Source organism: Bradyrhizobium liaoningense, from assembly GCF_018130825.1.
In the GTDB taxonomy this organism is placed as follows: Bacteria; Pseudomonadota; Alphaproteobacteria; order Rhizobiales; family Xanthobacteraceae; genus Bradyrhizobium; species Bradyrhizobium liaoningense_B.
In genome coordinates this window covers 778,718-803,616 of record NZ_JAFCJS010000003.1, presented here as the reverse complement: position 1 = coordinate 803,616, position 24,899 = coordinate 778,718, and the positions used below count along the sequence as shown (strand labels likewise).

Genomic DNA, 24,899 nt, shown 5'->3' with positions numbered 1-24,899 from the left:
GATTGCCTTGTTGGTATGGCTCCCAACCTTCGTTTGACCGCTAGAAGAGGATCGTTCCGCAATGTCCATGCCTGCCTTGTTCAAGGGACGCCTGTCGATCCCCGTGATCGGCTCGCCGCTCTTCATCATCTCGGTGCCCGATCTCGTGATCGCGCAGTGCAAGGCGGGTGTGGTCGGCTCCTTTCCGGCGCTGAACGCGCGGCCGCCGGAGCTGCTCGACGAATGGCTGGCGCGGATCACCGAAGAGCTCGCGGCCTATGACCGCGCGCATCCCGACAAGCCGTCGGCGCCGTTCGCGGTCAACCAGATCGTGCACAAGTCGAACAACCGGCTCGATCACGACATGCAGCTCTGCGCCAAGTACAAGGTGCCGATGATCATCTCTTCGCTCGGCGCGCGCGAGGAACTGAACCAGGCCGTGCACGGCTGGGGCGGCATCGTCTTCCACGACGTGATCAACCAGAAATTCGCCCACAAGGCGATCGAGAAGGGCGCGGACGGCCTGATCCTGGTCGCGGCCGGCGCCGGCGGTCATGCCGGCACGATCTCGCCGCTGGCCTTCGTCGCCGAGACGCGCAAGTGGTTCGACGGCCCGATCGCGCTGTCGGGCGCCATCGGCAACGGCAAGGCGATCCGCGCCGCGCGTATCCTGGGCGCCGACTTCGCCTATATCGGCTCGGCCTTCATCGCGACCAAGGAAGCCAACGCGGTCGAGAAGTACAAGGAGATGATCGCGGGCTCGACGGCTGACGACATCGTCTACTCCAACCTCTTCACCGGCGTGCACGGCAATTATCTGAAGCCCTCGATCCTCGCCGCCGGCATGGATCCGGAGAATCTGCCGACATCCGATCCCTCCAAGATGAATTTCGGCACCGACGCTTCCGGCGAGCGCGCCAAGCCGAAGGCCTGGAAGGAGATCTGGGGCTCGGGCCAGGGCATCGGCAGCGTCGAGGGCATCGTGCCCGCCGCCGAGCTGATCGCGCGCTTCAAGAAGGAATACGACGAAGCGATCGATCCGCCGCTGTGATCTTCTTTGTCGTCCCGGCCTTCGCCGGGACGACACCGTCTTCTGAACCGCGACTGTGCGCCACGGTGAAAGCATGCCCCCCATCTACCGCGTCGACGGCAACAGCGTCGTCACCAGCCCGGACGCCGCCGGTCCGTGGGACCGGCGCATGCAGCACGGTTCGGCGCCGGCATCGCTGGTGACATGGGCGGCCGAGCGCATCCCGACGCCTGTTGCGATGGACATCGCGCGCGTCACCATCGATCTGATGCGGCCGGTCCCGGTGGCGCCGCTCACGATTGCGACCGAAGTGCTGCGCGAGGGCCGCAAGATCCAGCTCTGCGAGATCAAGCTGCTCGCCGACGGCGTGCAGGTGGTCGGCGCCACCGTGCTCAAGATCAGGCGCCAGGCGCAGCCGCTGCCGGATGAGGTCAAGGAGCTGCCGGTCACACTACCCTCGCCGGAGGACTCGCTGGTGGAGGACGGTCATGCCGCCACCAGCCCGTTCGTGCGGTCGGTCTCGATGCGGGCCGCGCGCGGCCGCTTCGGCCAGGCCGGTGCCGGTGCGATCTGGTTTCGCGTCGACCATCCGCTGATCGAGGGCCAAGCGATCTCGCAGGCCATGCGCGCCGTGGTCGCCGCCGACTTCTCCAACGGCACTGCCTCGACGCTCGATTTCCGCGCGTGGACCTACATCAACGCCGATCTCACCGTGAGCCTTGCGCGCCAGCCGGTCGGCGAATGGATTTTGCTCGACGGCGACTCCTGGATCGGTCCTGATGGCGCGGGCCTTGCGATGTCGCGTCTTGCCGACCGGCAGGGTTATTTCGGCCGCGCTGTGCAGAGCCTTGTGATCGAGAAGCGGTGAGGGTGATGGCAGGCGACATGGCCACGCCAGGAGCCGATTGAACGGCAGACTTCCGCCGCCGCGGAAGGGATGCTCGGCATCCTGCCAGTTCACAAACCGTAGAAGATCTTGATCTCCCACAGCACCACGATGATAGCCGTGATCAACGTGACCGCGGCGACTGCACTTTCCAGGGAAGCGACTCTCATTCTACTCTCCGCTTCCCAGCCCCATCAGCGGTCTAGGTGATTCCCTGATTCGTCGGCAATTGTGCGGGCATCGCCGCCGCATATTCCGTTGCGCGCTGTGGTGCCGGGGCCACAACGACACCGTAGAAGTCCGGGGTATTTACCCCACCATACGGTCCCGTCCGCTCCAGAACCCCGCACGCAATACCTTCTTGTCGACCTTGCCGACGCCGGTCATCGGCAGCTGCTTGACGAACTGAATCTGCTTGGGCGCATGCGCCGAGCCTTTTCGCGTCTTCACGAGGTTGATCAGCTCGTCCGGATCGGGCTTTGCGCCCTCGCGCGGCACGACGACGGCGGTAACGGCTTCGCCCCATTTCTCGTCGGGGATACCGACGACCGCGACCATCGCGACGTCGGCATGCTGCGACAGCACATCCTCGACCTCGCGCGGGAAGATGTTGAAGCCGCCGGACACGATCATGTCCTTCTTGCGGTCGAGGATGAACATGTAGCCGCGCTCATCCTTGCGCGCGATGTCGCCGGTGTGGACCCAGCCGTTCTTCAGCGTCTCGGCGGTGATGTCGGGGCGCTTCCAGTATTCCGCCATCGCATGCGGGGCGCGCACGCAGATTTCGCCGGCGTCGCCCGTCGCCACCTCCTGGTCGTCGTCGTCGAGGAGCTTGACCTCGCAGGCCGCGATCGGGAAGCCGCAGGACAGGAACAGCTCGGGCGTCCTCGGATCGTGATCGGCCTTACGCAGCACCGAGATCGGATAGCATTCGGTCTGCCCGTAGAGCTGCGAGAATACCGGGCCGATGCGCTCGATGCCTTCGACCAGCCGGCTCGGCGACATCGCCGAGGCGCCGTACAGCACGAGCTCGAGCGAGGACAAATCGGTCCTGCCCAGCGCAGGATGGTCGAGCAGCACATAGATCATGGTGGGCACGAACAGCGTGAAGTTGATGCGCTCGCGCGCGATCGTCGCCAGCACGGCCTCGGGATCGAAACCTTTCAGCATGTGCACGGTGCCGCCGCGCATCAGGGTCGGCAGCACCTTCGTGCCGGCGACATGGCTGATCGGCGCGACCGTCAGATAGCGCGCACCCTCCGGAATTTCGAAGTCGGCGAGGATCGCGGCGGCCGCTCCGGCATTTTCGCGGTGGTAGCGCAGCGCGCCCTTGGATTTACCGGTCGTGCCGCCGGTGTAGTTCAGCGTGGAAAGGTCGTCGGGGCCGGCGAGGCAATGCGCGCTGCTGTGGCCTTCGATCTCGATCGCCTGCAACAGGTCGACGCCATAGTCGGCCGGCCCCATGGTGAAGACCGCCTTGAGCCGGCCCGCGCTCGCGGCGAGCTCGCCGCCGCGATCGCGGAAGGCGGCCGCATCGACCACGAGCACCTCGGCCTCGGAATCCTCCAGCTGGAACAGCTGGTCTCCTCGCGATCCCAAAGGATGCAGCCAGGTGATGCAGAGCCGCGACAATTGCGCGGCGACGCCGGCGCACCAGGTGTCGGCGCGGTTCGCGGTGAGGAAGGCGACGCGCGCGCCGGGCTGCAAGCCAAGCCGCATGAACACGCCCTGGATGCGTCCGATCAGGTCGATCGTGCCACGGTAGCTCAGCGATCCGCCGGGCCAGGCGAAAGCAGTGCGGTCGGGATAGCGTGACAGTGCCCGTAGCGTCTGCGCACAAGTCGGGGACGATGCGTGGAGCGGATCGGGCATATGTTTCCTCGTTGCTTTGTCATCGGCCTCTAGCGTGCCAATGTTGGCCGCAACGCTAGCACAGGGAATGCGGGAGGAAACGACAAAGCCCGCGTGAGGGAGGCATGCGTGACGTCAGATCGACTGCAACGTTTCGGCGATCGTCTCGCCCTGCCGCTGATCGCGGCGCCGATGTTTCTGGTGTCGGGCGTCGAGCTCATGGTCGCGGCCTGCCGGAGCGGCGTGATCGGCAGCTTCCCGACTGCGAATTGCCGCAGCACGGAACAGCTCGACGCATGGCTTACTGAGATCGAAGCGCGGCTGCTGCAGCATGAACAACAGACCGGCCGCAAGGCAGCGCCGCTGTGCCCGAACCTGATCGTGCACCGCTCCAATGTTCGGCTGGAGCAGGATCTCGCGGTGCTGCTGCGGCACAAGCCTGAGATCGTCATCACCTCGGTCGGCTCGCCGTCGCCGGTGTTGAGGCCGCTGCACGACGCCGGCGCGCTGGTGTTCGCGGACGTTGCCTCGATCCGCCACGCCGAGCGCGCAGCGGAAGCGGGCGCCGATGGGCTCGTGCTGCTCACCGCGGGCGCGGGCGGACAGACCGGCTGGCTCAACCCGTTCGCCTTCGTCCGCGCGGTGCGCGCATTCTATGACGGCATCATCGTGCTGGCGGGTGGCATCAGCGATGGGCGCGCGCTGCGTGCCGCCGAGGTGCTCGGCTGTGATCTCGGCTATATGGGCACGAAGTTCATCGCGACGCGCGAGAGCATGGCGGATGATCGTTACAAGCGAATGCTGGTCGAGAGCAGTGCCGACGACGTCCTGCTCACCACCGCGTTCACGGGGCTTCAGACCAGCATGCTGAAGCCGTCGATCGTCGCCGCGGGTCTCGATCCTCACGACCTGCCGGCGCGCGGCGCAATCGACATCGCTGAGGATATCGACGTCACTGCGCGCGAGAACCGGCCCAAGCGCTGGCGCGACATATGGAGCGGCGGGCACTCGACGTCGGGCGTGACTGACGTGCTCGCCGTCGATGATCTTGTCGCGCGGACCATCGCGGAATATCGCGAGGCAGGCGGGCGGTAGGCGATCCTCTCTCTCCCCGCAAGAACAGAGACGCATCGGTCACAGTTAATCCCGCATACCTCCGGGCCGGCCCACTTAACTGCGGATTAACCAAGCCCCGCCAAGAATCCCTCTCAAGGCCGCCAATCAGGACCGAGAGGGACAGGCGATGGACTTCGATTATCTCAACACCAAGACGGCGGCATCGCTGGACGAGATCCGCGTCCGCGTCGCCCATGCGCTGGCCCGTCACCCGCTGTGCCGCAACGTGCGCTTCGACATCGTCAGCGTCCCCCGCACCCGCCGTGGCGGCAACTGGACGGTCACGCTGCAATCGGTCGAGCCGCGCGCCGTGTGGGAGGCCTCCGAGATCGTCGCCGACATCCAGGACGCCTATGATCTGGCGGCAGCTGCCTGATTTTCTTGGGTTTTTCGGCGATGTCGCCGCAGTCCGCGCGATTGCCGCCGCGATGGCACGGTTAGGCCTTAATTATCGCCCAGTTTTCGGGCAGTGATCACGTGGACTTGAAGTTGTGGGCGCGGAGGGACGTTTGTCCAAAGCCATCACCATCGTTGTGCTGACCTGTTTCCTGGTCCTTGGCGCCGCCACCACCGCCATCCTCGGCCGGGACAGCGTGCCCAGCGTCAGTGCCGAGATGATCACCGAAGCCCCGCCCGCGAAGCCGCTCACGACCAACCGCGCCGCCAAGGCCGATCGACTGGTTCCGATGCTCGCTTTGGCCTCGGCCGCGATCGAGCCGGTTCAGGTGCCCGCCGACAAGCTCGCGCAGGCGCCTGTTCTCACCGAGCCGCTGCGCCAGGCCTTTGCCGCCGCGACGCCGTCCGATTTCCCGATGCCGAAAGCAAATGCGCATGAGGCGCCTGCTGCGGCGGACGTTCCCGCCGTCGAGGTTCCGGCCAAGCCGAAAGTCGTCGCCAAGCCGCAGCCGCAGAAATCCTATTCGCTGCTCTCCGACGTTCAGATTTCGGGCATCAAGGATCGCCTGAAGCTGTCGTCGTCGCAGGAATATTACTGGCCTTCGGTCGAGACCGCGCTGCGCAACGTCGCGCGCAGGATCCAGGCGAACAAGCTGTCGAATCCGAATGCGCCGCCCAGCGCGCAGATCGATCCGAATTGCGACGAGGTGCAGCAGTTGAAGTCGGCCGCGATGCCGCTGCTGTTCCAGTTGCGCGACGACCAAAAGGAAGAAGTGCGCAAGCTCGCCCGCCTCATCGGGCTCGAGAAGGTCGCGCAGCAGATCTGATACGCGCGGTTTCCTCTTTGGGGAACCGTAGCCATCAGGAACATCTGGCAATCCCCACGCGTTGCCCGCCCCAAAGAGGGAGTGGATCAATGCGCGCCTCGACAGCCTATTTCGTCGGTGCCGGAACAATTGTTGTCGCTATTGCCATAGGCCTCGGCGGCGGCATCGTCGCCGGCAACATCATGAATCCGATCGCGCCCAAGCAAGGGCCGGATACCAGCAAGATGGCGCAGCGCTCGGAAACCGCCAGCGCCTCAGCCCAGACCAATGCGCCGTCGGAGCGCGTGCAATATCTCACGGGATCGCAGGCCTTCGGCACGATCATCGCTGCGCCGGTGCGGGCCGAAGCAAAGCCTGAAACCGTAAGGCCCGACACGCAGACCACTCAGGCGAACGCTGAACCAGCAGCGCCGCAGCCTTCGCAAGCGGCCGTCGTTGAGCCGCCGAAGCCGGCACCGGCGACGTCTGCGAAGCCTGCCGAGCAGCAGGCTTCGACGAACCAATCCTCCTCACCTGACAATGCCTATGCCAAGGCCAGGGATTCCGACCTGAGGCGCGCCGCGTCCGAACGGCGCCGAGCCGAACGTCGCGAGCGCTGGGCCGAACGTCACCGCTACGACTCTCGCGATCCGCGCGGCATGCGCGACCGCACCGATTGGGACGACGTGGCACGCAACATCCGCGAAGATTCCGATGCGCACGACTATGCAAGCCGGCCGCGCAGCGGTGTTCCGCAGATCAGGCTGTTCGGGCCTGACGACGATTAGCGCCTAAAGCGCGATGAGATTTGGATGAAGCGTCATCGCGCTTTAGGTTGCTGTTTGCGCATGATCTTTCCGGAAAACCGCTTCGCACTTTTCCGGATCATGCTTTAGCCGAGGATCGCGGCCGCCGCGCATTCGGCAATCAGGATCGTCGGCGTCTGGATGTTGCCTGAGATCATGATCGGGATCACCGAGGCATCGGCCACATGCAGGCCGTCGAGACCGCGCACCTGCAACCGTTTCGGATCGACGACGGCCAGATCGTCCGTGCCCATGCGGCAGGTCGAGGCGGCATGATAGAGCGTCGTGCAATGGCCGCGGATGTAGTCTGCGATTTCGGCGTCGCTGACCGCTTCCGCGCTCGGCGTGATCTCCCCCTCGATCATCTCCTTCAGCGGCGATTGCGCCGCGATGCGGCGGTTGATGCGCACGCCTTCGATCATGGTCGCGATGTCGCTGCCGCTCGCATCCGATGCGAAATAGCCGGGGTCGATCGCGGGATGTTCGATCGGATCGGCCGAGCGCAGCGTGATCCGGCCGCGGCTATTCGGCCGCTGCAACGTCGCATGCAGGGTGATGCCGGATTTCGACGACAGGAAGCGGACATAGTCGCGGTGCGGGCTGATCGCACCATAAAGCTGCAGGTCGGGCTCGACGTCGGGGCGGCTTCGCACATGCGCGCCGGCGGCGACCCAGGGCGACGTGCGCGGGCCGCTGCGGCGGGTTTCCCACTCGGCAAGGCTTGCGGCGAGACTCTCCTCTCCAGGCGCCGACGCCGATCTTCTCTTTCGCATAGAAGGTGATGGGAATGTTGATGTGATCCTGGAGATCACGGCCGACGCCGGGCAGATCATGCAGCACGTTCACGCCGGCCGCCTTCAATTCGTCGGCCGGGCCGACGCCCGAGAGCAGCAGTTGCTGCGCCGACCCGATGGCGCCGGAGGCGAGCACCACTTCGCTGGTGGCGAAGGCGCTCTTGGGCTGTCCATTCTCGAGATATTCGACGCCGATCGCGCGGGAGCGCTCGATGATGATGCGGGTGACCCGCACGCCTGTCTTCAGCGTGAGATTGGCGCGCCCCAGCGCCGGGCGCAAATAGGCCTTGCCGGTGCCGAAACGTTCGCCGTCCTTGATGACGAACTGGAAGAAGCCTGCCCCTTCCTGGGTGGCGCCGTTGAAGTCGGGATTGTGCGGAAGCCCCGCACCTAGCGCTGCCTCCAGCCATTTCAGCTCGTTCGGGTCGACATGGGGAACGTCGGCGACGTGCAGCGGGCCGCGCGTGCCGTGGAAGGGATTGTCGGCGAAGCGCGCATTGCTCTCGAAGGCGATGAATTTCGGCAGCACGTGGCGCCAGGCCCAGCCTGCGCAGCCCGCCTTTTCCCAGCCGTCGTAGTCGGACGGCAGGCCACGGATATAGATCATCGCATTCATCGCGCCGGAGCCGCCGATCATCTTGCCGCGCGGCCAGAAGATGCGCCGTCCGCGGCAGCCCGCTTGCGGCTCGGTGTAATAGCCCCAGTCGACCGATGTATTGAACATCGTCGGCCAGTCCGAGGGAATGTCGGAAGCGAGCGGCGCCGCCCGGCCGGCTTCCAGCACCAGAACCTTGCGATGCGGATCGGCCGACAGCCGGTTGGCCAGCACACAGCCGGCCGAGCCGGCGCCTACGATGATGGTGTCGTACATTGAAGCGCACTCCGAAGACATTCACGTCGCGGAGTGCTTGCAAGATTTGTGCTTTGGGAGAGGTCGTAGTTTGCTCACCCTCCCCTGGAGGGGGAGGGTCGACCGCGCGCAGCGCGAGCGGGGTGGGGTGACGGTCTCTCCGCAGCGAACAGTGCCCGAGTGGATGGATCACCCCACCCCGTCTCACATTGCGCTGCGCTCCATGTGAGCCGACCCTCCCCTCCAGGGGAGGGTAAGAAACGCCGCGTCTAGCCTCCGTGCGACTCGACGACCTTGCGGCAGCCGTCGGAAAGCTTCGACTTGTTCTCGCGCAGGCAGGCGTTCATCTGCGGCGGCTTGCCGATGTGCTCGGCGCAGAACTTGCTGGCATCGCTACGGCAGGCCATCTGCTCCTGTGGCGTCGGGCCGGATTGCGCTGCGGCGGGCAAGGCGGTGGCGGCGAGCAGCAGCGCGGCAAGAGCTGAAATCTTCATAAAGCACCTCTTTGGGATTGTCGGTGGTCCCGTTCGGGATCAAGCGGGCCGGACCATCTCGCGAAGGGCGGGTCGCGGTCCATGCCATGTTCATGGCATCGGCGCGTCGCCTCCGCCGCCGCACCCCCATCTTCATGGCATGTATCGGCGCGCCGTCTTTTGCCATTCAGGCTGCACGTCGGCTGCGAGACCCGGTGAATTGCATCGGGCGCCGAACGGGAAGCAGGAGAGCAAGATGTCGAAAAGAGCGGGAGCGCTGAGCGCCGGGCTGACGGTCATGGTGCTGGCGGGTGCGGCGATGGTGTCGCTGGGCACGAGCCCGGCGCAGGCCGTGGTCTATTGCAAGACCGTCGGCGTGCCCAAGGGCTGCGTGGTGCGGCCGACGGCGGCGGTTGTGGTTGCACCGGTCGCCCCGGTTGCGGCGGCTGCGGTCGCGACACCCGGCGTCGGTGCGCCCGGCGTTGGTGTCCGTGCCGGCACGCCGATGAATCGCGGCGGTCCGGTCAATCGCGTCGGCGTCCGCTGAGCTTTTCTTCACCTCGCCCCGCTTGCGGGGAGAGGTCGAATTCGAGCGTCGCTCGAATTCGGGTGAGGGGGACTCTCCACGAGTCAAACTGTCACCGTCTTTGTGGAGACTCCCCCTCACCCCAACCCTCTCCCCGCAAGCGGGGAGAGGGAGAAGAGTTTCGGGCAAAGGAGCCCAGCGGACGAACCCCCCGTCCTCCGCAGGCAAAAAACTCCGGCCCGTTCCCTCTCTCCGCGCGTCCCACACGTTCGGGGAGGGGGCTTTTCAGCCACCGGCGGCGTCGCTGTCGGGAAAGATTTGCGGCAATTGCAGCCGCACCCGTGTGCCCGAGGCGTCCGAGCCGAGATCGAGCACCGCGCCACAGCGCGCGGCGCGGCTTCTCATGTTGCGTAAGCCCCGTGCGGTCTGGCTCGCGCCGGCGGTCTCGCCGCCGGTCTGCGCAAATCCACAACCGTCGTCGGTCACGCTGATCACGCCATACGGTCCCTGGCTGCCGTCGAGCGTCTCGATGGTCACCGCGATGTTGCGGGCGTGAGCATGTTTGACGGCATTGGTCACGGCCTCGTCGAGGATGCGCACGATCTGGATCACGTGCCATGGCCGCAGTTCCGGATGCAGCGGCAGCCCCTGTGGCGTCGCCACGCGCCAGTCGAGCGCAATGTCGTGCGGCCGCAACTGCGCCGTCGCGCGCTCGCGCCAGGAGCCGAGCGCAAGCATGAGATCGCCGCCGATGTCGTCCATGGAGTCGATGACGAGGCGCAGATCCTTCAGCGCTGCGCGCGCGGCGTCCGTGATGGTCGCGCCCTCCTGGCCGCGCTCGGAGAGCGCGACGATGCTGACGAGCTGGCCGCCGAGGCCGTCATGGAGGTCGCGCATCAGCCTTGTGCGCTCGTTGGCGAGCGCGGCCGCGCGGGCGCGCTCCTCCTCGCGGGCAAAGCTCGCCTTCAGCCGCTCCTCGGCCTCGCGCACGCGCGTCACGAGCTGCCCGGCAAAGCTGTCGACCTGGTTCAGCGCGCGGGCGAAGCGCCAGGTTAGCCCGGCGCCGATCGCGACCAGCATCGCCGAATAGGACAGGCGCGAGACGAAGATGCGCTCGTTGGTCACGATCTCGAACACCGACAGCATGTCGTGGACCCAGCAGGTCAGCACGATGGTCACCGCGCAGCCGATCGTGAAGCTCGCCGCGTCCTGCCGCCGCACCACCGCGGTCGCGGTCACGCAGGCCATGAGGAATAGCGAGATCCCCACGGTGGGGATGCCGAGCACGAGAAAGAGAATGCGCGGCAGCGGCGGGCCGGCGATCAGCCCGACCACGAAGATGATGAGGCCCGGCGCGAACAGCAACGTGCCGTAACGCGGCCAGCGCCAGCCGAAGAACAGCACGCCGAACATGACGATCAGCGCGCTCTCGGTCGGCGCCGATGCCAGCAGGACCGCGGCCAGGCGTGGCGTGAGCGCCGGAGGGACCGGCGGCGGCACGAAGGCCTGCACGACGCCGAGCACCATCGCCACGGCCAGCACGCCGTAAACCGGCTCGTGCCGCCGCATCAGCCACATGATCGCGAGGATAACGGCGAGGATCGACTGCCACGCGGAGAACACCACCTGCAACGTCACGAACAGCAGCGTGCGGGTTTCAAAGGCCGGGCGCAGGGCCGCGTCGGGCCCGACATAGACGGTGTCGAGGAAACCCTTCAACGGACCCCATACGAACAGCCGCACCGTGATCTCATTGCTGCCGTCGCGCAGCAAGGAAGCCGGGATCAGCGCGATCTGCGGCGTGTTGCGGTCCGGCCGGTTGGCGTTGGCGTCGCGGCGGGAGTCGAGCACGACGACGCCGTTGACGGCGACCTCCACCGCGTTGCTGAAGCGTGGCAGGAACACCGACCATCCCGCCGCGGCGTCGTCACGTCGGAACGTGAAGGCACCGGTATAGAGCGGCGGATCGGCCAGCGAATAGCGCGACGATGTGAAATGCGGCAAGATGACCGGGCGGCTCGCGCCGTCCTCGCGCAGCGAAAACCCGCTGATCGCGAAATCATCGGGGTCGCTGGGCTGGAGCAGCCGCAGCCCGAGGATGGTGGCGATCACGATCAGCGCCTGGAGCAGCAGATAGGGCACGAGACGCGACACGATCAGCCGGCGCCGCGGGCGTGTCGGTGCCTTCGCCGCGATCTCGCTCACAGCTTGATCAGGCCCTGCTGCACCGCCTCGAACACCGCTTCGCTCCGCGTGTGCACCTCGAGCTTGCGATAGATGTTCTTGATGTGCCCGGGCACGGTCTGCCTGGACAGGCCGAGATGGCTCGCGATCTCGGCGTAGCTGAAGCCTTTTGCGATGCCCCAGAGGATGTCGATCTCGCGCGGGGTCAGCTTTGCCGTGTTGAGCACGGGACCCGGCGACGGTTCGGCCGAGCTCTGCGCGGCGCCTTGCGTCCGGCGCACGATGAAACGGGCGATCGAGGCCGAGATCGGGGAATGGCCGGCGACCAGATCGCGCACGGTGGTGGCGATATCAGTGGGGAAGGCGTCCTTGAGCAGGTAGCCGGTGGCGCCGACCGTGATCGCCGAGATCACGCTCTCCTCGTCGCCGAGCGCCGAGATCACCATGATCTCGGTGTCGGGAAAGCGCCGCCGGATCTCGCGGATCAGTTCGACCCCATGGCCGTCGGGAAGCCTGAGATCGGTGAGCAGCACTCGCGGGGCCGCTTCGGCCAGCGCCGAGCGCGCCTCCGCCAGCGTGCCGGCGCTGCGCACCTCGTAGCCGGCCTTGACCAGCGCGTCCTGGAGCCGCCAGCAGGTCGGCGCATCGTCCTCGACGAGGAGGATGGTGATGGCTGCACCCGTCTCGCCCTGTTCGCTCATGTTCATGGTCCCGCACCACGTGTCCCCCGCGGCGCGAGGCCAAGCTTAGCCGCAGCGTGGGGGGCGCGACACCCATAATCATGGGGGCGCGATGTCTTCCTTCCGCTCCGTCGTGGACGGCGCCTACTGCTTTGCCGCAGTCGATGGTGTCGGCGGCGCGGGCAGGCGCTGTACCGTGATCCGCGCCGTGCCGCTGTTGTTCTTGTAGTATTGTTCGTCCGGCCCGAAATAGTCGGCATATTTTGACGGAGCCAGCCATCTCAGGAAGCCCGGGACGATCTGCACGGCGTCGTTGACGTAGAAGAACAGCTCGCCGGAATCAGGTGCGGTGAATTCGGCCACCATCCGGTCTGCAAGTTTCTGCGTGTCCCAGACCTTGCGCGCCGTCTCGTCTGGGGGAAGCGCATCGAATGTGCCCATCTTGGCGATATCGGCCTTGAGTTTCGTCAGCTTCGTCGCATCGTCCGTGCTCGATTCCTCAGCGTTTTCGAGGCGGACGGGATATCTGTTCTTCGGCTCATCCTCCGCCTTTTCCGCGGGAAGGGTCGGGTCAATGCGGCGCGGCAGCTCATCTGCCGACATCACGTTCACGGCCTGCAGCGGCTGATCGTTCAGGCCCTTCTCGCCGACGCGTACGACCGGCCGGAACCAGTCCGCGCCGAGCAGTCGCCGGGCCGGGAGGGCGACGTAGTGGTGGTTTTCGTAGGTCTGGAATCCGTTGACCCCGGTCGTGATCGTGCGGTCGAACCAGCGTTGGTCGATATCGATCCAGACCCGGTATTTGCGGCCCTTCTCCACGGCGAGCCTGCTTGCCCAGCAGAACTGGTTGACGTTGAACAGCTCGGTCGCGGGAAGCGCGTCGTCGCCCACCGGCCTCGCCGGCGGAATGTTCGTCGCGACGTTCACTCCCTTTTTCTTCGCCTCTGCGGCTTTTGTTTCCGGGCTCTCGCAAACCTGCCCGGTCGCGACGCGCCAGGTGAAGAAGCTGCTCGAGGCGATCAGCAGGGCCGCGCCGTAGATGGCGACGATGGAGACGATGGGAAAGATGATCTTGGTGAACGGAAAGCTCATCCATTGTGCATTTCGCTGCATCAAGCCGCCGAACCTGAACAACGGACTCATCCGGCTGAGGTTTTTTGCGCTCGCCTTGCGCTCGGGCCGGTACCAGGCGAGCCGCGCGCGCTCCTGGATGCCGTCACGCAGCGAGGCGTTGATCTTCCAGACCCACCACGTGACGAGCACGACGAGTGAGGTCGCGAGAGGATAATAGAGTGCGATATTGAGCCATGGCCCTGCATAAGAGGGCAACACGTTCTTGAGCAGGTTCGCGACGGAGCCGAGCACAGCGCTGAAACCCCAGTCGATGTCGCTGACGGAATCGCGCAGGCTCTTGCTGAATGTATCTATGATCATGTGGGCGATCCACGGCCAGACGGCGATGACGCCCGTCATGATCAGGAGCGCGAAATAGGCCACGCGTCGCCACCACACCGCGCCGCGCGCGAGATTCGCCATGTCCGCGTCTGGTGCTTTCATCCCGGTGAAGGCGTCGGATTCCTCCTTGCTTATCGGGCCCTTCGCCTTCTTCACATAGGCGTCATGCATGGCCTGATGCGAGCCGCCATTGGTGAGCTCCCTGATGCTTCCGTCGGGCATCAGCACCCGCGCGTTTGCGGGTAGCATGATCGGCGCATAATCGTCGCATCCGAACAGCATTCGTTCGACCACGGCGAAGTGAACCACCGGTGTGCCGCCGTTCACATCGCCTTCGAGGATCGGCCGCGGACCATAGCGGTAAAGCACGGCGGCGCCGCTGCGTGAATCGTGCTTTGGCCCGATCGCCGATTGATACTCGCGGAAACGCTCGATCGTGCCCTCCTGGAAGCGCAATTGGCCACCGAGCTGCTCGGTCATCCAGACCAGCGGAACGAAGGAGAGGGTGGATTCTGGATAACCGCCGCCAATGTCGGAATGGACGCCCGCGAACCACACCTCCTTGACGGTCTGGTCAGTCGCGAGACGGCTCTGGTCGATCCGCAGCGGATGAAAGGTGGTGCGCTCGTCGTCGAGCGCGAGCGCGTGACAGATGTGCTTCGCCTTATGGGAGGGCCGGTGATTGCGGAACGAAATCGGCCAGATTGCCCAGTCGATCGCGACGCGCAGCTCCTCGATCGGGACGCCGAAAGCCTCGACCGTGTCGAACAGGCCAAGAAATTCGATCGTGACGTTCTTGCGACCGGCCATGGCGTTGCGGACCGTGCGATAGGAGCGGTGCCGACAGACGAAATGGTAGATGATGAGCAGCAAGTCGCGAATCCAGCGCGTGATCCAGATCGTCGGCAGGCTCCAATAGCCCACCGATTCCTTGCGGTATTCCCGCCATGCGGACATGGCGTTGCGCTCCATCTCGGCATGCGAGACCGGCTCGCCTTTGATCTCCGCCGGCACCAGGCCTTGGCTTGCAATCAGTGACGCCAGCGTGCGCGCGGTGAAGGCGCCGCGGCTGAAGCCGAATATGTAGATCTCGTCGCCCTCGCGCCAATTCCAGCACAGGAAGCGATAGAGCTTGCGGACGTTGGAGGGCACGCCGAAGCCGGTGGCGCCGTCGAGGGCTGCGAGCGGCGCCCAGCCGGCGGTGCCTACGCCCTTGATGTAGTGGGAGATCTGGTCCGGCTGGGTGTGATCGAGCGCCTCGTAGAGACGCCAGACACTGGATTCCTGGGTCGTGAACGCGTTGCCCGTACCGTCGGCGAACAGCACCAGCTTGCGCTTTGCCGGGGCAGCGTCGGCCGTCCCGCCGGCATTGATGTCGCGATGTGGGTGTTCCGGTCGGGCAGTATCAATGTTCGGCGCGCCATGTGACATGGGGCTTCTCCGGCGATTTCGTGGGAAAGCACCTCAGGCCCGGGCCGGGTTGCATTCCCTTGATTCAATCAATGGTTGCGTCATGAAATCAGATGTATTCTGCACACAATCCCGCTGAGGTAGCAAGCGGGGAGGTTTCGACGCGCCGCGGTCGGGCTCACGGAATGTCGTCGCGGCCAGCTCTTCAGTTTCAGCGAACAGGGAAGCGGTGGGCACCGCCGGGCCCAACCTGCTCTACAGAACGTCCACCCGCGGCGGCGGATAACGCCGCGCCAGGGTCGACAGCGGCAGGTGCCGTTCGCCTTCCGGCAACTCCAGATACGCCAGCACCTGCGGCCGCTTCCAGTCGCCGATGCCGAAATCCATCGTCATCCATTTCTGCGGCTCGGGGCCTTCGAGGCCCCGGACCCAGACGAAATAGCGGGGGAGGTCGTCGGCCTCCGCTTCCGTCGTGCGTCTTCTGGCCATCAAAGCTGCTCGCTGCATCACCATCCGTTGCGATAGGATATAGGTATCGGTTCGCTGAAGTCGAACTCCCGGCTGAGGCTCTTGCAAGTCTAGACCGGTTGGTTAACGCGCGGGCCTGAAGATATGAACGAAGCCACGATCGGTCGCTGGGGTGAGGCCTCTAAAGTCACGAAAAAGCTGGTCGGCTCGTGGTCCTTCAATCGGGTCATCGAAGGCCAGGCCACGATGCAGGGTATCGCGACCTTCACGCCACTCGACGGGGAGCGGTTGGCCTATCGCGAGCGGGGACAACTGAAGCTCGCGAACGGCACCGCGGTGCAGGCCGAACGCGAATACGTCTTCAGCAACAGCGACGGAGGATTCAAGGTCTTCTTTCGGGAAGATCCACCGCGGCTGTTTCACGAAATTTCACTGTCCGCGTCCCCCGGGGGAGAGTTGAGCGGACATGCGCGCCATCTCTGCAGGCGCGACGAGTATCGGTCGGCCTACATGTTCCTGCCGGATGGAACGTTCGTCGTTCGTCATGTGGCATCGGGTCCAAGCAAGGACTACACGATAAACACGACCTACACCCGCCTGTCGTGATCAAGCGCGCGGCAGCCTCGCCTCACTGCCAGAGCTGGCTCTCGGCCACGCGGTTGATGTCGGCGAGCCTGCGGTCGGCATCGGCATTCAGATCGATGCTCGCGACCAGCGTCAGCAGGCGGTGATAGGCGCTGTCGGCGACCTCGACCGGCAGCGGGGTCTCGTCATAGGCCTCGACATAGCTGCCGACGAGGCTGCTCAGCAGACGGCACAGGCCGCGCTGGGCGGGATCGTCCCGGCCGAGCGTCTCGAGCTTCTGCTGGAATGTCCGGAAGGTGCGCAGGCCGTGGTGCTGTTCGGAAAGCCACGCGTGCAGGTCGTTCATGTGAGCTCCTTCGAATTACGGAAGAAGCTACCGGTTTATACAGTGGGGATGTGACGATTGCTAGTGGAGGGGGAGATCAGCTTTGCCGAGACAGTCCGCCTTCGCCAAGACTTCGGCGGGACAGCGATGCTGCAGAGCTTGGCTCGCCCAGCCGTAGCTGCGAAGCAGCGAAGGCTGGTGCCCCTGGCCGGAATCGAACCAGCACTCCTTGCGGAACTCGATTTTGAGTCGAGCGCGTCTACCAGTTCCGCCACAGGGGCCCTCGGTCGGCCCAGGAGGCGTCGCGAAGCCGGCGGACTATAGCCATGGACAAGGCGGGGTCAACCCGCGCCAAAGTGATCCCGGCCGTTCTCGACAGCCGCATGGGCTGGAGTTAGAGGCTTGAGAAGCGCGAGACATGCTACGAGGCCGCCGTGACCACCCAGAGTGCCGCAATACCTGCGTTCAAGCCGGCGGCGGCAAACCCTGCGCTGGCCGCCTCGCTGGCGGTCACCCTGATCGCGGCCGCCACGATCGCAGGCGCCTGGTTCTTCCAGCTCGTGCTGGAAATCCTGCCCTGCCCGCTGTGTCTGGAGCAGCGCTACGCCTATTACCTCGCGATCCCGCTCGGTGCGCTGACGGCGCTCGCGGCACGCGCCGGCGCACCGCGGCCGCTGTTGCTCGCGGGGCTCGCGATCCTCGCGCTGGCGACCCTCGCCAATGCCGGCCTCGGCACCTACCACTCCGGCGTCGAATGGGGTTTCTGGAAGGGCCCGACCGATTGCTCCGGCCCCGTCGTCAATCTCGGCAGCGCCGCTGATCTGCTGTCAAAGCTCGACACGGTGAAGGTGGTCCGCTGCGACGAGGTGCAGTGGCGCTTCCTCGGCCTCTCGCTCGCCGGCTACAACGTGCTGATCTCGCTCCTGATGGCCGCGATCGCCGCGTGGGGATTTGTGCGGACGGCGAAGCGCGCGTAGCTGCCGTAGTACCTAGCTGCCGTAGGGTGGGCAAAGCGAAGCGTGCCCACCATCTCCTCATGGCGAGGATCCCGTCAGAAAACGTGGGCACGGCGCTGCGCGCCTTTGCCCACCCTACGAGAGCGGAGCTCGCCGCAGGAGCTGCATCTCGTCAATCATCCACATCGTCTTGCGTGCGCCCGAACAGGTGCACGATGCCCGGCGTTGCGATCGTGACGAACACGAAACGCGACAGATGATGGGCCCCGACGAAGATCGGGTCGATGTGCAGCGTCAGCGCCAGCGCCAGCATCGCGTCCATGGCCCCCGGCGCGAAGGCGACGACCACGTCGGAGAACTTCACCTGCGTGGTGAGTGCGACGATGCCGACGAAGATCGCGGAGACGGCGATGGCTACGGTGAACGAGCCCAGCGCCGCGTTGATGTGGCCGGCGAGCGTCTTGATCCGCATCCGCGCGAAACGGCTGCCGATCAGCGCGCCGATGCCGACCAGCGCCACGCCGCGCACCCAGTCCGGCAGGCCGCCCTCGACCCAGCCCGTGCCATGGAGCACGCTGGAGGCGATCATCGCGCCGAACATCCAGCTTGCCGGAAACTTGACCAGCCGCAGGAAGAGCGCCGCGGCCAGGGAGGCTGCGACCAGCTCCACGAGGCCGAGCGGCGAGGCAATCGTCGTCGTCAGCGACGGCGCGGCCGAAGGGGCCACGCCCGCGAGTGCCAGCACCATCGGCAGCGCGGCGGTGAGGATGATGACGCGCATGGTCTGCACCACCGCGATGCCCGGCAGGTCGGCGCCCCGCTCGACTGCCAAGATCGTGATCTGCGACAGTGCGCCGGGGCTGCCGGCGAGGAAGGCCGAGGTGCGGTCCCAGCCATGGATGCGCTGGAGGTAATAGCTCGAGCCGAAGGTCGAGCAGAACGTGGCGAGCGCGAGCAGGCCGATCGTGAGGGGATAGGCGCTGACCTGCTGGATCAGATGGCGCGAGACGACCGAGCCCAGCGAGATGCCGAGCAGCACGAGCACGGTCTGGGTCAGGATCGGCGGCAGCGTCAGCTGGCGGCCGGCAATCGCGGCGACGCCGACCGCGATCATCGAGCCCGAGATCAGGCCGCCGGGAAGATTGGCGAGGAGAAACACCAGACCACCGGCTGTGCCGATGACGAGCGTTTCCACCGTGCTCAGGATCTTGGCACGGCTCGGCCATTCGAACGGCAGGGAGGCGGTGATTTGCTTCACGCCGCCTTATCGCAAATCAGCGAGAGGCGCACAATTGCGGCCAGGTCATGCGCGCAATGCGCACGCCTCTCACGGATGCCGGCGAACCGTATTGTGCCGGATTTACTTCTTGTCGGCGGCGGGGGCGGCGGTGCCGGCCTTCGCTTCCTTCATGCACTCGCGGCGAAACTTCTTGCGCTCCTTGCCCTTCAGTCCCTTGGCGTCCGCCTGCTTGGAGCATTCGAGCGACTCGGCCGAGCGCTCCTTCGGCGCTGCCTTCTTGTCGGTGGTGGCAGCGGCATCGGTCTTGGCAGCCGGCGCTGTGGCCTGCGCGAAGGCAGCGCCGGAGGCGAGCAGGGAGACGAGGGCGGCGGCGGCGAGGCGAGAGGCGAGGGTCATGATGTTGCACTCTATCTTGCGAGAATTGCGAAGGGCTGGAACGTCGGCTTGCGATGCTGAACGCGACATGAATGATTTGAACGGCGCGATCACTATATTTTTGCGGCGAGAGCCATCGTTTCCTTGTCGCGAGCCGGTGGCACGCTAGGATAGCAATCCTCGTTTCACTTCCCCCAAGGGAAGCGCAAGGGAAGACCAAGGAGGAGATCAGGGATGACCAATCAGACAAAATTGCTGTGTGCGATTGTGGCGTCAGGTATCGTGGCATTGATGGCCGCCGCACCGGCGCAGGCGCTGACCTCGCAGGAGTGCAGCGCGAAATATCAGGCCGCCAAGAAGGACGGCTCGCTGGGCACGATGAAGTGGAACGACTTCCGCAAGGCCCAGTGCGGTGCCGATGCGACGCCCGCCGCTGCGCCGAGCGCGGCTGCTCCGGCTGCGCCTGCCGCTCCCGCCGAGCCGAAGCAGGCGAAGAAAGAGGCGGCTCCTGCTGCCGCGCCGACGCTGCCGGCCGGACCGGCGATCTATCCGAACGCGGTCGATCCGAAATACGCCAAGGAGCCCGCCGGCAAGGCGCGCCTGCACACCTGCGTCGACCAGTACAATGCCAACAAGACCACCAATGGCAATGGCGGCCTGAAGTGGATCCAGAAGGGCGGCGGCTATTACAGCGAATGCACCAAGAAGCTGAAGGGTGCCGCCTAAGCTTCGACAACGGGGTACGATGGCCGGAGCACAGCTCCGGCCATTTTCGTTTGGTCCTAGTCCAGGAGCTTCTCGGCCGACTTCGCCACGAGCTGCGAACGCTTGCGCGGGCCGCGCTCGACGAACAGCAGGCTCTGGCCGAAGATGAAGCAGTAGAACAGGAAGGCCTGCGCCTCGGCCGCTTCGGCCTCTAAGCCGGTCGCGCGATAGAGTTCGGCGACGTGCTTGAGCCGCGCTGCATCCACGCTCGCCACTGCTGCTGCTGCGTTCTCGTCCGAGCGGGCCCATTGCCGGATCGCAAGCTCGATCGCCATGCCTTCCGGATTGAGCCGCTCGGAATAGAGCTGGATCACCGCCTTCAGCCGTTCGCGGGGCGCCTCGCCATCGAGGCTCGTCTGCTGCGCGATGGACGCCGCGCGCCCCTCGCGCCAGCGTTCCAGCATGACCTGGAGCAGCGCGGCGCGGTCGGCGAAGCGGCGGTAGAAGCCACCCTTGGTGACGCCGAGATTCTTGGCGAGCACCTCGACCCTGACACCCTCGACCCCAGAGCGGGCGAGCTCGGCGAACCCCGCCTCGACCCAGACATCGCCCTTGCCGTCGCTCATGAAGGAAGCCTCACCGGTTCTTGATACGGTGCCGTATTGCTAACGCAGGACGGCCCTGATACGCTACCGTATCAAAAATCAAAGGGCAGGAGGATTGGCGATGGAGCGGGAGGCGACCTATCGCGGCACGGTCTATCCGTGGCAGTGCGACCATGTCGGCCACATGAACATCATGTGGTATGTCGGCAAATTCGACGAGGCCAACTGGAATCTGTTCGCCCGCCTCGGCCTGACGCCGAGTTACCTGCGCAACTCAGGGCGCGGCATGGCCGCGGTCCAGCAGAACATCGCCTATAAGCGCGAGCTGCTCGCCGGCGACATCGTCGAGATCCACAGCCACCTGCTCGAGCTCCGCGACAAGTCGATCCGTTTCCGGCACGACATGAGGAATGCCGAGACCGGGGAGATTGCCGCGACGTGCGAGATCACGGGCGTGCATATGGACCGTCAGCTCCGCAAGTCCGCGTCGTTCGCCGATGCGATTCGCGAAGCGGCCTCGAAGCATCTTGCCGAACCAGCCGAGGCCTGAACCATGGCCGCCTTCGAGCCGAAAAATCCGGGCTATCGCGCGGCGACTGTCGCCATGTTCGACGCCCAGCCGGCGATGCGCACGCTCGGCATCGTGATCGTCCGTCTCGCGCCGGGCGAGGTCGAGCTGGCGATGCTGCACGCGCCGGCTCTCACACAGCAGAACGGTTTCATCCATGCCGGCATCATCACGGCTGGGCTCGACAACGCCTGCGGCGTTGCCGCCTTCACCCTGATGCCGCAGGGGGCCGACATCCTCACGGTCGAGTTCAAGACCACGCTGCTGGCACCCGCCCGCGGCGAGCGCTTCGTCTTCAAGGCCGAAGTGGTCAAGCCCGGCCGCACCCTCACTTTCTGCGAGGCAAAGGCCTTCGCCGAGCATGACGGCAAGACCACGCTGATCGCCACGATGACCGGGACGCTGATGGCGATGCTGCCTCGCCTTGCCGCTTCGCATGAACCGCGCGCGTCGCGCGCATAGCGGCGATTGACGAGCCTGGCCGCTCCGGACTGCTCCTGATCCTGTTGCCGGCGTGCGCCCGCTTTGCGCTGCTTACCTGAACGTCTTGGTGACCTCATTCCTGGTACCGCTGGCGATTACACTGCTGGTGCGATGACATCGCCGCCGCGACACTCTATATGTTCGGTAACAATTCCCGGTCCTCAGCCGTATTTGCCGAAGATGGGACCGAAACGGGGCGAGATATGACTGGATTTGGGAATAGGGTGCCGACCAGGCGTGCGGCGCTGACGCTGATCGGGGCGGGCGCGCTTGCGGCGGGCGGCATCACTTCTGCGCTGGCAGCCGCCGGCGATGACGAGGTGCTGACCGAAACCAAGGTGCTGCGCGATCCCGACACGCCGGTCGCCGGCAATGCCGACGGCAACATCACGATCGTCGAATGGTCCGACTACAATTGCCCTTATTGCCGCAAGCTCGAGCCCGAGCTGCGCCAGGTCGTTCAGGACGACGGCAAGGTGAGGCTGGTGATGAAGGACTGGCCGATCCTCGGGCCGGTCTCGGTCACCGCAGCGCGGACCGCGCTCGCGGCCAAATTCCAGGACAAGTACCACCAGGCCCATGACGCCATGATGGGCGTCTCTTCGCGTCTGACCGAGCCGCGCATCAACGAGCTGCTCGCGGCCGCCGGCGTCGACATGGACCGGCTGAAGCGCGATCTCACCGGCCATGCCAAGGACATCGACGCCATCCTCAAGCGCAACAACGAGCAGGCAGAGGCTTTTGGTTTTCGCGGCACCCCGTCCTTCATCGTCGGCAAGTACCGCGTGCCCGGCGTGCTCAGCATGACCGAATTCGAGCAGGTCATCGCCGACGCCCGCAAGGCCAAGATGAACTGACGCGCATCGTTGATCGCAGCCAACACAAAGGCGCCGCCGCGAACCCGCGACGGCGCCTTGTTCATGTCGCTCGAACGAAATTATTTGGACGAGATCCGGACCCAGTCCTTGTGCGCGCGATCGCGCAGCGCTTCCCAATCGGCCTTGGCGACATCCCAGTTCACGATGGTGCGATTGGTGGTCGCGACCTCGCCATTGGCGACCGACGAGGTCTGCATGGAGTCGTAGACGTAGACGCCGCCCGCAAGCAGCAGCGCGCCCAAGATCATTCCAACAAAGGTTCTCATAGCAAGCCTCCGGTGTCGCGCCGATAACGTCGGCACCGCGCGATGGTTCCGCGGCCATGCGGCGCATCTAAGGAGAGGTTGTTCATTCTCCGTTCAGCCATGCCAGCAGCTCCGCATTGATCTCGCGCGGATAGGTGTGGCTGAGGTCGTCGATCTCGCGATAAGTGACATTGACGCCGGCCGCTGAAAGCGCGGCCTGGGTCTGTCGCGCGGTTTGCACCGGAAACATCCAGTCGAGCTTGCCGTGGGTGATGAAAACCGGCAGGCCCCGCATGCGCTCGGCGTCCGCCATCTCCGCCATCAGCGGGTGGAAGGTGGCCGAGACCGGCGCAAGATGGGTGAAAGGCGAAGCACTCTCGAGACCGGTGACGTAGCAGAAGGTGCCACCGTCGCTCATGCCGGTCAGTAGCATGCGCGAGGCGTCGATATTCCAGCGGTCGCGGACGGTCTCGAGGATGCGCATGAGATTGGGCGTGTCGGCGTCGTCGCCCATCAGCGCCCAGGTCGGACCGGTCGCGGTTGGCGCCACCAGGATCGCGCCGAGACTGCGCGCGTCGCGCAGCCAGCTCCACAGAAAGCCGCGGCCGTTGCCGCTGCCGCCATGCAGCGCCATCACCAGCGGCATGGCGCGGTCGAGCCTGTAATATTCTGGGACATAGACCGAGAAGCCGCCGCGGCTGCCGGGCTCGTTGTGGTCGTGGAAGATGCCGGTGTGCTCGCTCGCCCCCATTTCCAGCCGTGAGAGCAGATCGCCATTCTCGCGATTGGCGGCGTTGAGAAAGAAGCTGCTCACCGGCGGAAACTGCACCGCCAGCGGGTAGAGTGCCTCCAGCGCGCGGGGCGCGGGGCGCAGTGCGCGAAACACGGCGACGAGATCGCCATTGCCGCGCTCGACCTCGCGGATGCCGGCAAAGGCGGCGAGTGCCTCGTTGCAGGCGCGGTCGAGCCGTTCGCGCAGGCCGGCGAATTGCTCCGGCCATTCTCCGATCGCCGTGTGGGATGCCTGCAGCGCCTCGTCGGGTGTGCCGATCGCATTCATCACCGAGGCGAAGGCCGGCGGGTGCAGGTGCCGCTGGAAGAAGCCGAGCGCTTCAAGTGCATTGAGCAGCGGCGGCAGCACGGCCACGATGTCGTCGATCACGGCCTCGCTCATCGCGGCGTCCCTGGCTTGGGGTCAATGCAGCTTCGGTGCCTTCAAAAGCCTGAAGCGGTCGGTCGAGGTCACCGTGACGTCGAAGGTGACGCCCTCATGGTGCACGGTCAGCGGCACGTCGACGCCGGCGGCGCCGAGAGCCCACATCTTCCTGTAGAAGGCAGTCTGGCTCGTGACCTTGTCGCCGTTGACGGCGAGGATGACGTCGCCGGTCTTGAGTTCGGCGAGTGCGGCCGGGCCGTTGGCGGAGATGCCGATCACCACCACGCGGTTGTCGATTTCGGTCGAGTAGAGCCCGAGCCAGGGGCGCGCCGGCTTGTTGACGCGACCGTATTTGCGCAAGTCCTCCAGGATCGGCTTCAGCAGGTCGATCGGCACGATCATGTTGACGTGCTCGGCCTTGCCGTCGCGTTCACGCTCGAGCTGGAGCGAGCCGATGCCGATCAACTCGCCGCGCTCGTTGAGCAAGCCAGTGCCGCCCCAGTTCGGGTGCGCCGGATAGGTGAAGACGGCCTCATCCAGCAGATATTCCCAGTAGCCGGCGAACTCCTGCTTGGCCACGATCTGGCTTGCAACCGATCGCGTGCGGCCGCCGGCGCCGCCGACCACGACGCGGTCGCCGATGCGGGTATCCGCCGAATTGCCGAGCGGCAAGGGTTCGACGTCGAGATGACCGAGGGCTTGCACGAGGCCGAAGCCGGTGACGGAATCGAAACCGAGAGCATGCCCCTCGACGACGCGTCCGTCTGCGAGGTGCAGCCACACCGATTCCGCCTCGGTGATGAGATAGCCGATGGTCAGCACCAGCCCGTCGTCGATCACGACGCCGTTGCCGGCGCGTTCGGTGCCCAGCGTCTCGGCGCTGAATGCGTCCGGCGGGACGATGGCGTGCAGGCCGACGACGGACGCGAGCGCGCGGTCGAGATCGAAAGCGTAATCGCTCGCACGCGGCTGATTGGCCGGCGGCACTCTCCATTCGGTCAGGGCGGGCATGGAGTTCTCCTGCTGAGTGCATCGCGCCGCCATTGGCGCGGGACGACGCGCGAAGCA

The 24,899-nt window shown here is 65.5% G+C and carries 28 protein-coding genes and 1 tRNA gene; 13 read left to right on the top strand and 16 right to left on the bottom strand.

The window, feature by feature from the left end:
* Nucleotides 1–61: 61 nt before the first annotated feature.
* Entirely contained in the window at nucleotides 62–1,030 is a 969-nt protein-coding gene (locus JQ603_RS17235; protein WP_212341164.1) for an NAD(P)H-dependent flavin oxidoreductase, read from the top strand.
* 73 nt (nucleotides 1,031–1,103) lie between these two features.
* Complete coding sequence (locus JQ603_RS17230; RefSeq protein ID WP_212341163.1) at nucleotides 1,104–1,877, top strand: thioesterase family protein; 774 nt, start codon at nucleotides 1,104–1,106, stop codon at nucleotides 1,875–1,877.
* Between the two features lie 327 nt (nucleotides 1,878–2,204).
* Here JQ603_RS17230 and JQ603_RS17225 read toward each other — a convergent pair whose 3' ends face one another.
* Complete coding sequence (locus JQ603_RS17225) at nucleotides 2,205–3,767, bottom strand: AMP-binding protein (RefSeq protein WP_212341162.1); 1,563 nt, start codon at nucleotides 3,765–3,767, stop codon at nucleotides 2,205–2,207.
* Nucleotides 3,768–3,875: 108 nt separating this feature from the next.
* Between JQ603_RS17225 and JQ603_RS17220 the strand changes: the two genes are divergently transcribed.
* The 4 genes from JQ603_RS17220 (at nucleotide 3,876) to JQ603_RS17205 (ending at nucleotide 6,852) form a co-directional block, all read left to right on the top strand.
* Nucleotides 3,876–4,841: an NAD(P)H-dependent flavin oxidoreductase gene (locus JQ603_RS17220; RefSeq protein ID WP_212341161.1), complete on the top strand. Its 966-nt coding sequence runs from the start codon at nucleotides 3,876–3,878 to the stop codon at nucleotides 4,839–4,841.
* A 148-nt stretch (nucleotides 4,842–4,989) separates the two neighbouring features.
* Nucleotides 4,990–5,238 (top strand): hypothetical protein, encoded by a 249-nt coding sequence (locus tag JQ603_RS17215; RefSeq protein ID WP_130363391.1) that lies wholly within the window; start codon nucleotides 4,990–4,992, stop codon nucleotides 5,236–5,238.
* 133 nt (nucleotides 5,239–5,371) lie between these two features.
* Nucleotides 5,372–6,085: a hypothetical protein gene (locus JQ603_RS17210; protein ID WP_212341159.1), complete on the top strand. Its 714-nt coding sequence runs from the start codon at nucleotides 5,372–5,374 to the stop codon at nucleotides 6,083–6,085.
* Nucleotides 6,086–6,174: 89 nt separating this feature from the next.
* The gene (locus JQ603_RS17205) at nucleotides 6,175–6,852 is read left to right on the top strand and encodes a hypothetical protein (RefSeq protein ID WP_212341157.1); all 678 of its coding nucleotides are present in this window, start codon (nucleotides 6,175–6,177) and stop codon (nucleotides 6,850–6,852) included.
* Between the two features lie 104 nt (nucleotides 6,853–6,956).
* On the opposite strand, the gene JQ603_RS38040 is transcribed toward JQ603_RS17205, so the two are convergent.
* From JQ603_RS38040 to JQ603_RS17195, 3 genes are all read right to left on the bottom strand, one after another.
* Nucleotides 6,957–7,409, bottom strand: coding sequence for a GMC oxidoreductase (locus JQ603_RS38040; RefSeq protein WP_245003646.1), 453 nt, complete (start codon nucleotides 7,407–7,409; stop codon nucleotides 6,957–6,959).
* Nucleotides 7,393–8,535 (bottom strand): GMC family oxidoreductase, encoded by a 1,143-nt coding sequence (locus JQ603_RS17200; protein WP_245003645.1) that lies wholly within the window; start codon nucleotides 8,533–8,535, stop codon nucleotides 7,393–7,395. The genes JQ603_RS38040 and JQ603_RS17200 overlap by 17 nt, the downstream gene beginning before the upstream one ends.
* Before the next feature lie 248 nt (nucleotides 8,536–8,783).
* A complete protein-coding gene (locus JQ603_RS17195) occupies nucleotides 8,784–9,008 on the bottom strand; it encodes a cysteine rich repeat-containing protein (protein ID WP_212341155.1) in 225 nt (74 codons plus the stop codon).
* A 235-nt stretch (nucleotides 9,009–9,243) separates the two neighbouring features.
* On the opposite strand from JQ603_RS17195, the gene JQ603_RS17190 reads away from it, so the two are divergent.
* Nucleotides 9,244–9,534 (top strand): hypothetical protein, encoded by a 291-nt coding sequence (locus tag JQ603_RS17190; protein WP_212341154.1) that lies wholly within the window; start codon nucleotides 9,244–9,246, stop codon nucleotides 9,532–9,534.
* 264 nt (nucleotides 9,535–9,798) lie between these two features.
* Here JQ603_RS17190 and JQ603_RS17185 read toward each other — a convergent pair whose 3' ends face one another.
* The 4 genes from JQ603_RS17185 to JQ603_RS17170 all read right to left on the bottom strand — a co-directional run bounded on the left by JQ603_RS17185 (nucleotide 9,799) and on the right by JQ603_RS17170 (nucleotide 15,731).
* Nucleotides 9,799–11,718, bottom strand: coding sequence for a sensor histidine kinase (locus JQ603_RS17185; protein ID WP_212341152.1), 1,920 nt, complete (start codon nucleotides 11,716–11,718; stop codon nucleotides 9,799–9,801).
* Nucleotides 11,715–12,398 (bottom strand): response regulator transcription factor, encoded by a 684-nt coding sequence (locus JQ603_RS17180; protein WP_212341150.1) that lies wholly within the window; start codon nucleotides 12,396–12,398, stop codon nucleotides 11,715–11,717. The genes JQ603_RS17185 and JQ603_RS17180 overlap by 4 nt, the downstream gene beginning before the upstream one ends.
* 123 nt (nucleotides 12,399–12,521) lie before the next feature.
* Nucleotides 12,522–15,263: a DUF2235 domain-containing protein gene (locus JQ603_RS17175; RefSeq protein ID WP_212341148.1), complete on the bottom strand. Its 2,742-nt coding sequence runs from the start codon at nucleotides 15,261–15,263 to the stop codon at nucleotides 12,522–12,524.
* 234 nt (nucleotides 15,264–15,497) lie between these two features.
* Nucleotides 15,498–15,731: a hypothetical protein gene (locus JQ603_RS17170; protein WP_212341146.1), complete on the bottom strand. Its 234-nt coding sequence runs from the start codon at nucleotides 15,729–15,731 to the stop codon at nucleotides 15,498–15,500.
* Nucleotides 15,732–15,854: 123 nt separating this feature from the next.
* Here JQ603_RS17170 and JQ603_RS17165 point away from each other — a divergent pair, with 123 nt between their 5' ends.
* Nucleotides 15,855–16,316, top strand: coding sequence for a DUF6314 family protein (locus JQ603_RS17165; protein WP_212341144.1), 462 nt, complete (start codon nucleotides 15,855–15,857; stop codon nucleotides 16,314–16,316).
* 22 nt (nucleotides 16,317–16,338) lie between these two features.
* On the opposite strand, the gene JQ603_RS17160 is transcribed toward JQ603_RS17165, so the two are convergent.
* On the bottom strand, nucleotides 16,339–16,641 hold the full coding sequence (locus tag JQ603_RS17160) for a hypothetical protein (RefSeq protein WP_212341143.1): 303 nt from the start codon (nucleotides 16,639–16,641) through the stop codon (nucleotides 16,339–16,341).
* Nucleotides 16,642–16,816: 175 nt separating this feature from the next.
* Nucleotides 16,817–16,901, bottom strand: a tRNA-Leu gene (locus JQ603_RS17155).
* A 153-nt stretch (nucleotides 16,902–17,054) separates the two neighbouring features.
* Between JQ603_RS17155 and JQ603_RS17150 the strand changes: the two genes are divergently transcribed.
* Complete coding sequence (locus tag JQ603_RS17150; protein WP_212341142.1) at nucleotides 17,055–17,597, top strand: disulfide bond formation protein B; 543 nt, start codon at nucleotides 17,055–17,057, stop codon at nucleotides 17,595–17,597.
* A 151-nt stretch (nucleotides 17,598–17,748) separates the two neighbouring features.
* On the opposite strand, the gene JQ603_RS17145 is transcribed toward JQ603_RS17150, so the two are convergent.
* Nucleotides 17,749–18,834, bottom strand: coding sequence for an AbrB family transcriptional regulator (locus JQ603_RS17145; protein WP_212341141.1), 1,086 nt, complete (start codon nucleotides 18,832–18,834; stop codon nucleotides 17,749–17,751).
* Nucleotides 18,835–18,936: 102 nt separating this feature from the next.
* Nucleotides 18,937–19,212, bottom strand: a complete 276-nt coding sequence (locus JQ603_RS17140) for a PsiF family protein (RefSeq protein ID WP_212341140.1) — start codon at nucleotides 19,210–19,212, stop codon at nucleotides 18,937–18,939.
* Nucleotides 19,213–19,425: 213 nt separating this feature from the next.
* Here JQ603_RS17140 and JQ603_RS17135 point away from each other — a divergent pair, with 213 nt between their 5' ends.
* Complete coding sequence (locus JQ603_RS17135) at nucleotides 19,426–19,917, top strand: hypothetical protein (RefSeq protein ID WP_212341139.1); 492 nt, start codon at nucleotides 19,426–19,428, stop codon at nucleotides 19,915–19,917.
* 56 nt (nucleotides 19,918–19,973) lie between these two features.
* On the opposite strand, the gene JQ603_RS17130 is transcribed toward JQ603_RS17135, so the two are convergent.
* Complete coding sequence (locus JQ603_RS17130; protein WP_212341138.1) at nucleotides 19,974–20,522, bottom strand: TetR/AcrR family transcriptional regulator; 549 nt, start codon at nucleotides 20,520–20,522, stop codon at nucleotides 19,974–19,976.
* Between the two features lie 100 nt (nucleotides 20,523–20,622).
* Between JQ603_RS17130 and JQ603_RS17125 the strand changes: the two genes are divergently transcribed.
* From JQ603_RS17125 to JQ603_RS17115, 3 genes are all read left to right on the top strand, one after another.
* Nucleotides 20,623–21,051 (top strand): acyl-CoA thioesterase, encoded by a 429-nt coding sequence (locus tag JQ603_RS17125; RefSeq protein WP_212341137.1) that lies wholly within the window; start codon nucleotides 20,623–20,625, stop codon nucleotides 21,049–21,051.
* Nucleotides 21,052–21,054: 3 nt separating this feature from the next.
* Entirely contained in the window at nucleotides 21,055–21,531 is a 477-nt protein-coding gene (locus JQ603_RS17120; RefSeq protein WP_212341136.1) for a PaaI family thioesterase, read from the top strand.
* A 224-nt stretch (nucleotides 21,532–21,755) separates the two neighbouring features.
* A complete protein-coding gene (locus JQ603_RS17115; protein WP_212341135.1) occupies nucleotides 21,756–22,409 on the top strand; it encodes a DsbA family protein in 654 nt (217 codons plus the stop codon).
* An 80-nt stretch (nucleotides 22,410–22,489) separates the two neighbouring features.
* On the opposite strand, the gene JQ603_RS17110 is transcribed toward JQ603_RS17115, so the two are convergent.
* The 3 genes from JQ603_RS17110 to JQ603_RS17100 all read right to left on the bottom strand — a co-directional run bounded on the left by JQ603_RS17110 (nucleotide 22,490) and on the right by JQ603_RS17100 (nucleotide 24,842).
* Nucleotides 22,490–22,696: a hypothetical protein gene (locus tag JQ603_RS17110; RefSeq protein WP_212341133.1), complete on the bottom strand. Its 207-nt coding sequence runs from the start codon at nucleotides 22,694–22,696 to the stop codon at nucleotides 22,490–22,492.
* A gap of 82 nt (nucleotides 22,697–22,778) precedes the next feature.
* Nucleotides 22,779–23,849: a phospholipase gene (locus JQ603_RS17105; RefSeq protein WP_212341131.1), complete on the bottom strand. Its 1,071-nt coding sequence runs from the start codon at nucleotides 23,847–23,849 to the stop codon at nucleotides 22,779–22,781.
* Between the two features lie 21 nt (nucleotides 23,850–23,870).
* Nucleotides 23,871–24,842, bottom strand: a complete 972-nt coding sequence (locus JQ603_RS17100) for a S1C family serine protease (protein ID WP_212341129.1) — start codon at nucleotides 24,840–24,842, stop codon at nucleotides 23,871–23,873.
* Between the last annotated feature and the right edge of the window lie 57 nt (nucleotides 24,843–24,899).

Coding starts and splice junctions, on each gene's coding strand:
- JQ603_RS17235 (WP_212341164.1), top strand. CDS start 62: ATGTCCATGCCTGCCTTGTTCAAGGGACGCCTGTCGATCCCCGTGATC.
- JQ603_RS17230 (WP_212341163.1), top strand. CDS start 1,104: ATGCCCCCCATCTACCGCGTCGACGGCAACAGCGTCGTCACCAGCCCG.
- JQ603_RS17225 (WP_212341162.1), bottom strand. CDS start 3,767: ATGCCCGATCCGCTCCACGCATCGTCCCCGACTTGTGCGCAGACGCTA.
- JQ603_RS17215 (WP_130363391.1), top strand. CDS start 4,990: ATGGACTTCGATTATCTCAACACCAAGACGGCGGCATCGCTGGACGAG.
- JQ603_RS17205 (WP_212341157.1), top strand. CDS start 6,175: ATGCGCGCCTCGACAGCCTATTTCGTCGGTGCCGGAACAATTGTTGTC.
- JQ603_RS17200 (WP_245003645.1), bottom strand. CDS start 8,535: ATGTACGACACCATCATCGTAGGCGCCGGCTCGGCCGGCTGTGTGCTG.
- JQ603_RS17195 (WP_212341155.1), bottom strand. CDS start 9,008: ATGAAGATTTCAGCTCTTGCCGCGCTGCTGCTCGCCGCCACCGCCTTG.
- JQ603_RS17190 (WP_212341154.1), top strand. CDS start 9,244: ATGTCGAAAAGAGCGGGAGCGCTGAGCGCCGGGCTGACGGTCATGGTG.
- JQ603_RS17180 (WP_212341150.1), bottom strand. CDS start 12,398: ATGAGCGAACAGGGCGAGACGGGTGCAGCCATCACCATCCTCCTCGTC.
- JQ603_RS17175 (WP_212341148.1), bottom strand. CDS start 15,263: ATGTCACATGGCGCGCCGAACATTGATACTGCCCGACCGGAACACCCA.
- JQ603_RS17170 (WP_212341146.1), bottom strand. CDS start 15,731: ATGGCCAGAAGACGCACGACGGAAGCGGAGGCCGACGACCTCCCCCGC.
- JQ603_RS17165 (WP_212341144.1), top strand. CDS start 15,855: ATGAACGAAGCCACGATCGGTCGCTGGGGTGAGGCCTCTAAAGTCACG.
- JQ603_RS17160 (WP_212341143.1), bottom strand. CDS start 16,641: ATGAACGACCTGCACGCGTGGCTTTCCGAACAGCACCACGGCCTGCGC.
- JQ603_RS17140 (WP_212341140.1), bottom strand. CDS start 19,212: ATGACCCTCGCCTCTCGCCTCGCCGCCGCCGCCCTCGTCTCCCTGCTC.
- JQ603_RS17135 (WP_212341139.1), top strand. CDS start 19,426: ATGACCAATCAGACAAAATTGCTGTGTGCGATTGTGGCGTCAGGTATC.
- JQ603_RS17130 (WP_212341138.1), bottom strand. CDS start 20,522: ATGAGCGACGGCAAGGGCGATGTCTGGGTCGAGGCGGGGTTCGCCGAG.
- JQ603_RS17125 (WP_212341137.1), top strand. CDS start 20,623: ATGGAGCGGGAGGCGACCTATCGCGGCACGGTCTATCCGTGGCAGTGC.
- JQ603_RS17120 (WP_212341136.1), top strand. CDS start 21,055: ATGGCCGCCTTCGAGCCGAAAAATCCGGGCTATCGCGCGGCGACTGTC.
- JQ603_RS17115 (WP_212341135.1), top strand. CDS start 21,756: ATGACTGGATTTGGGAATAGGGTGCCGACCAGGCGTGCGGCGCTGACG.
- JQ603_RS17110 (WP_212341133.1), bottom strand. CDS start 22,696: ATGAGAACCTTTGTTGGAATGATCTTGGGCGCGCTGCTGCTTGCGGGC.
- JQ603_RS17105 (WP_212341131.1), bottom strand. CDS start 23,849: ATGAGCGAGGCCGTGATCGACGACATCGTGGCCGTGCTGCCGCCGCTG.
- JQ603_RS17100 (WP_212341129.1), bottom strand. CDS start 24,842: ATGCCCGCCCTGACCGAATGGAGAGTGCCGCCGGCCAATCAGCCGCGT.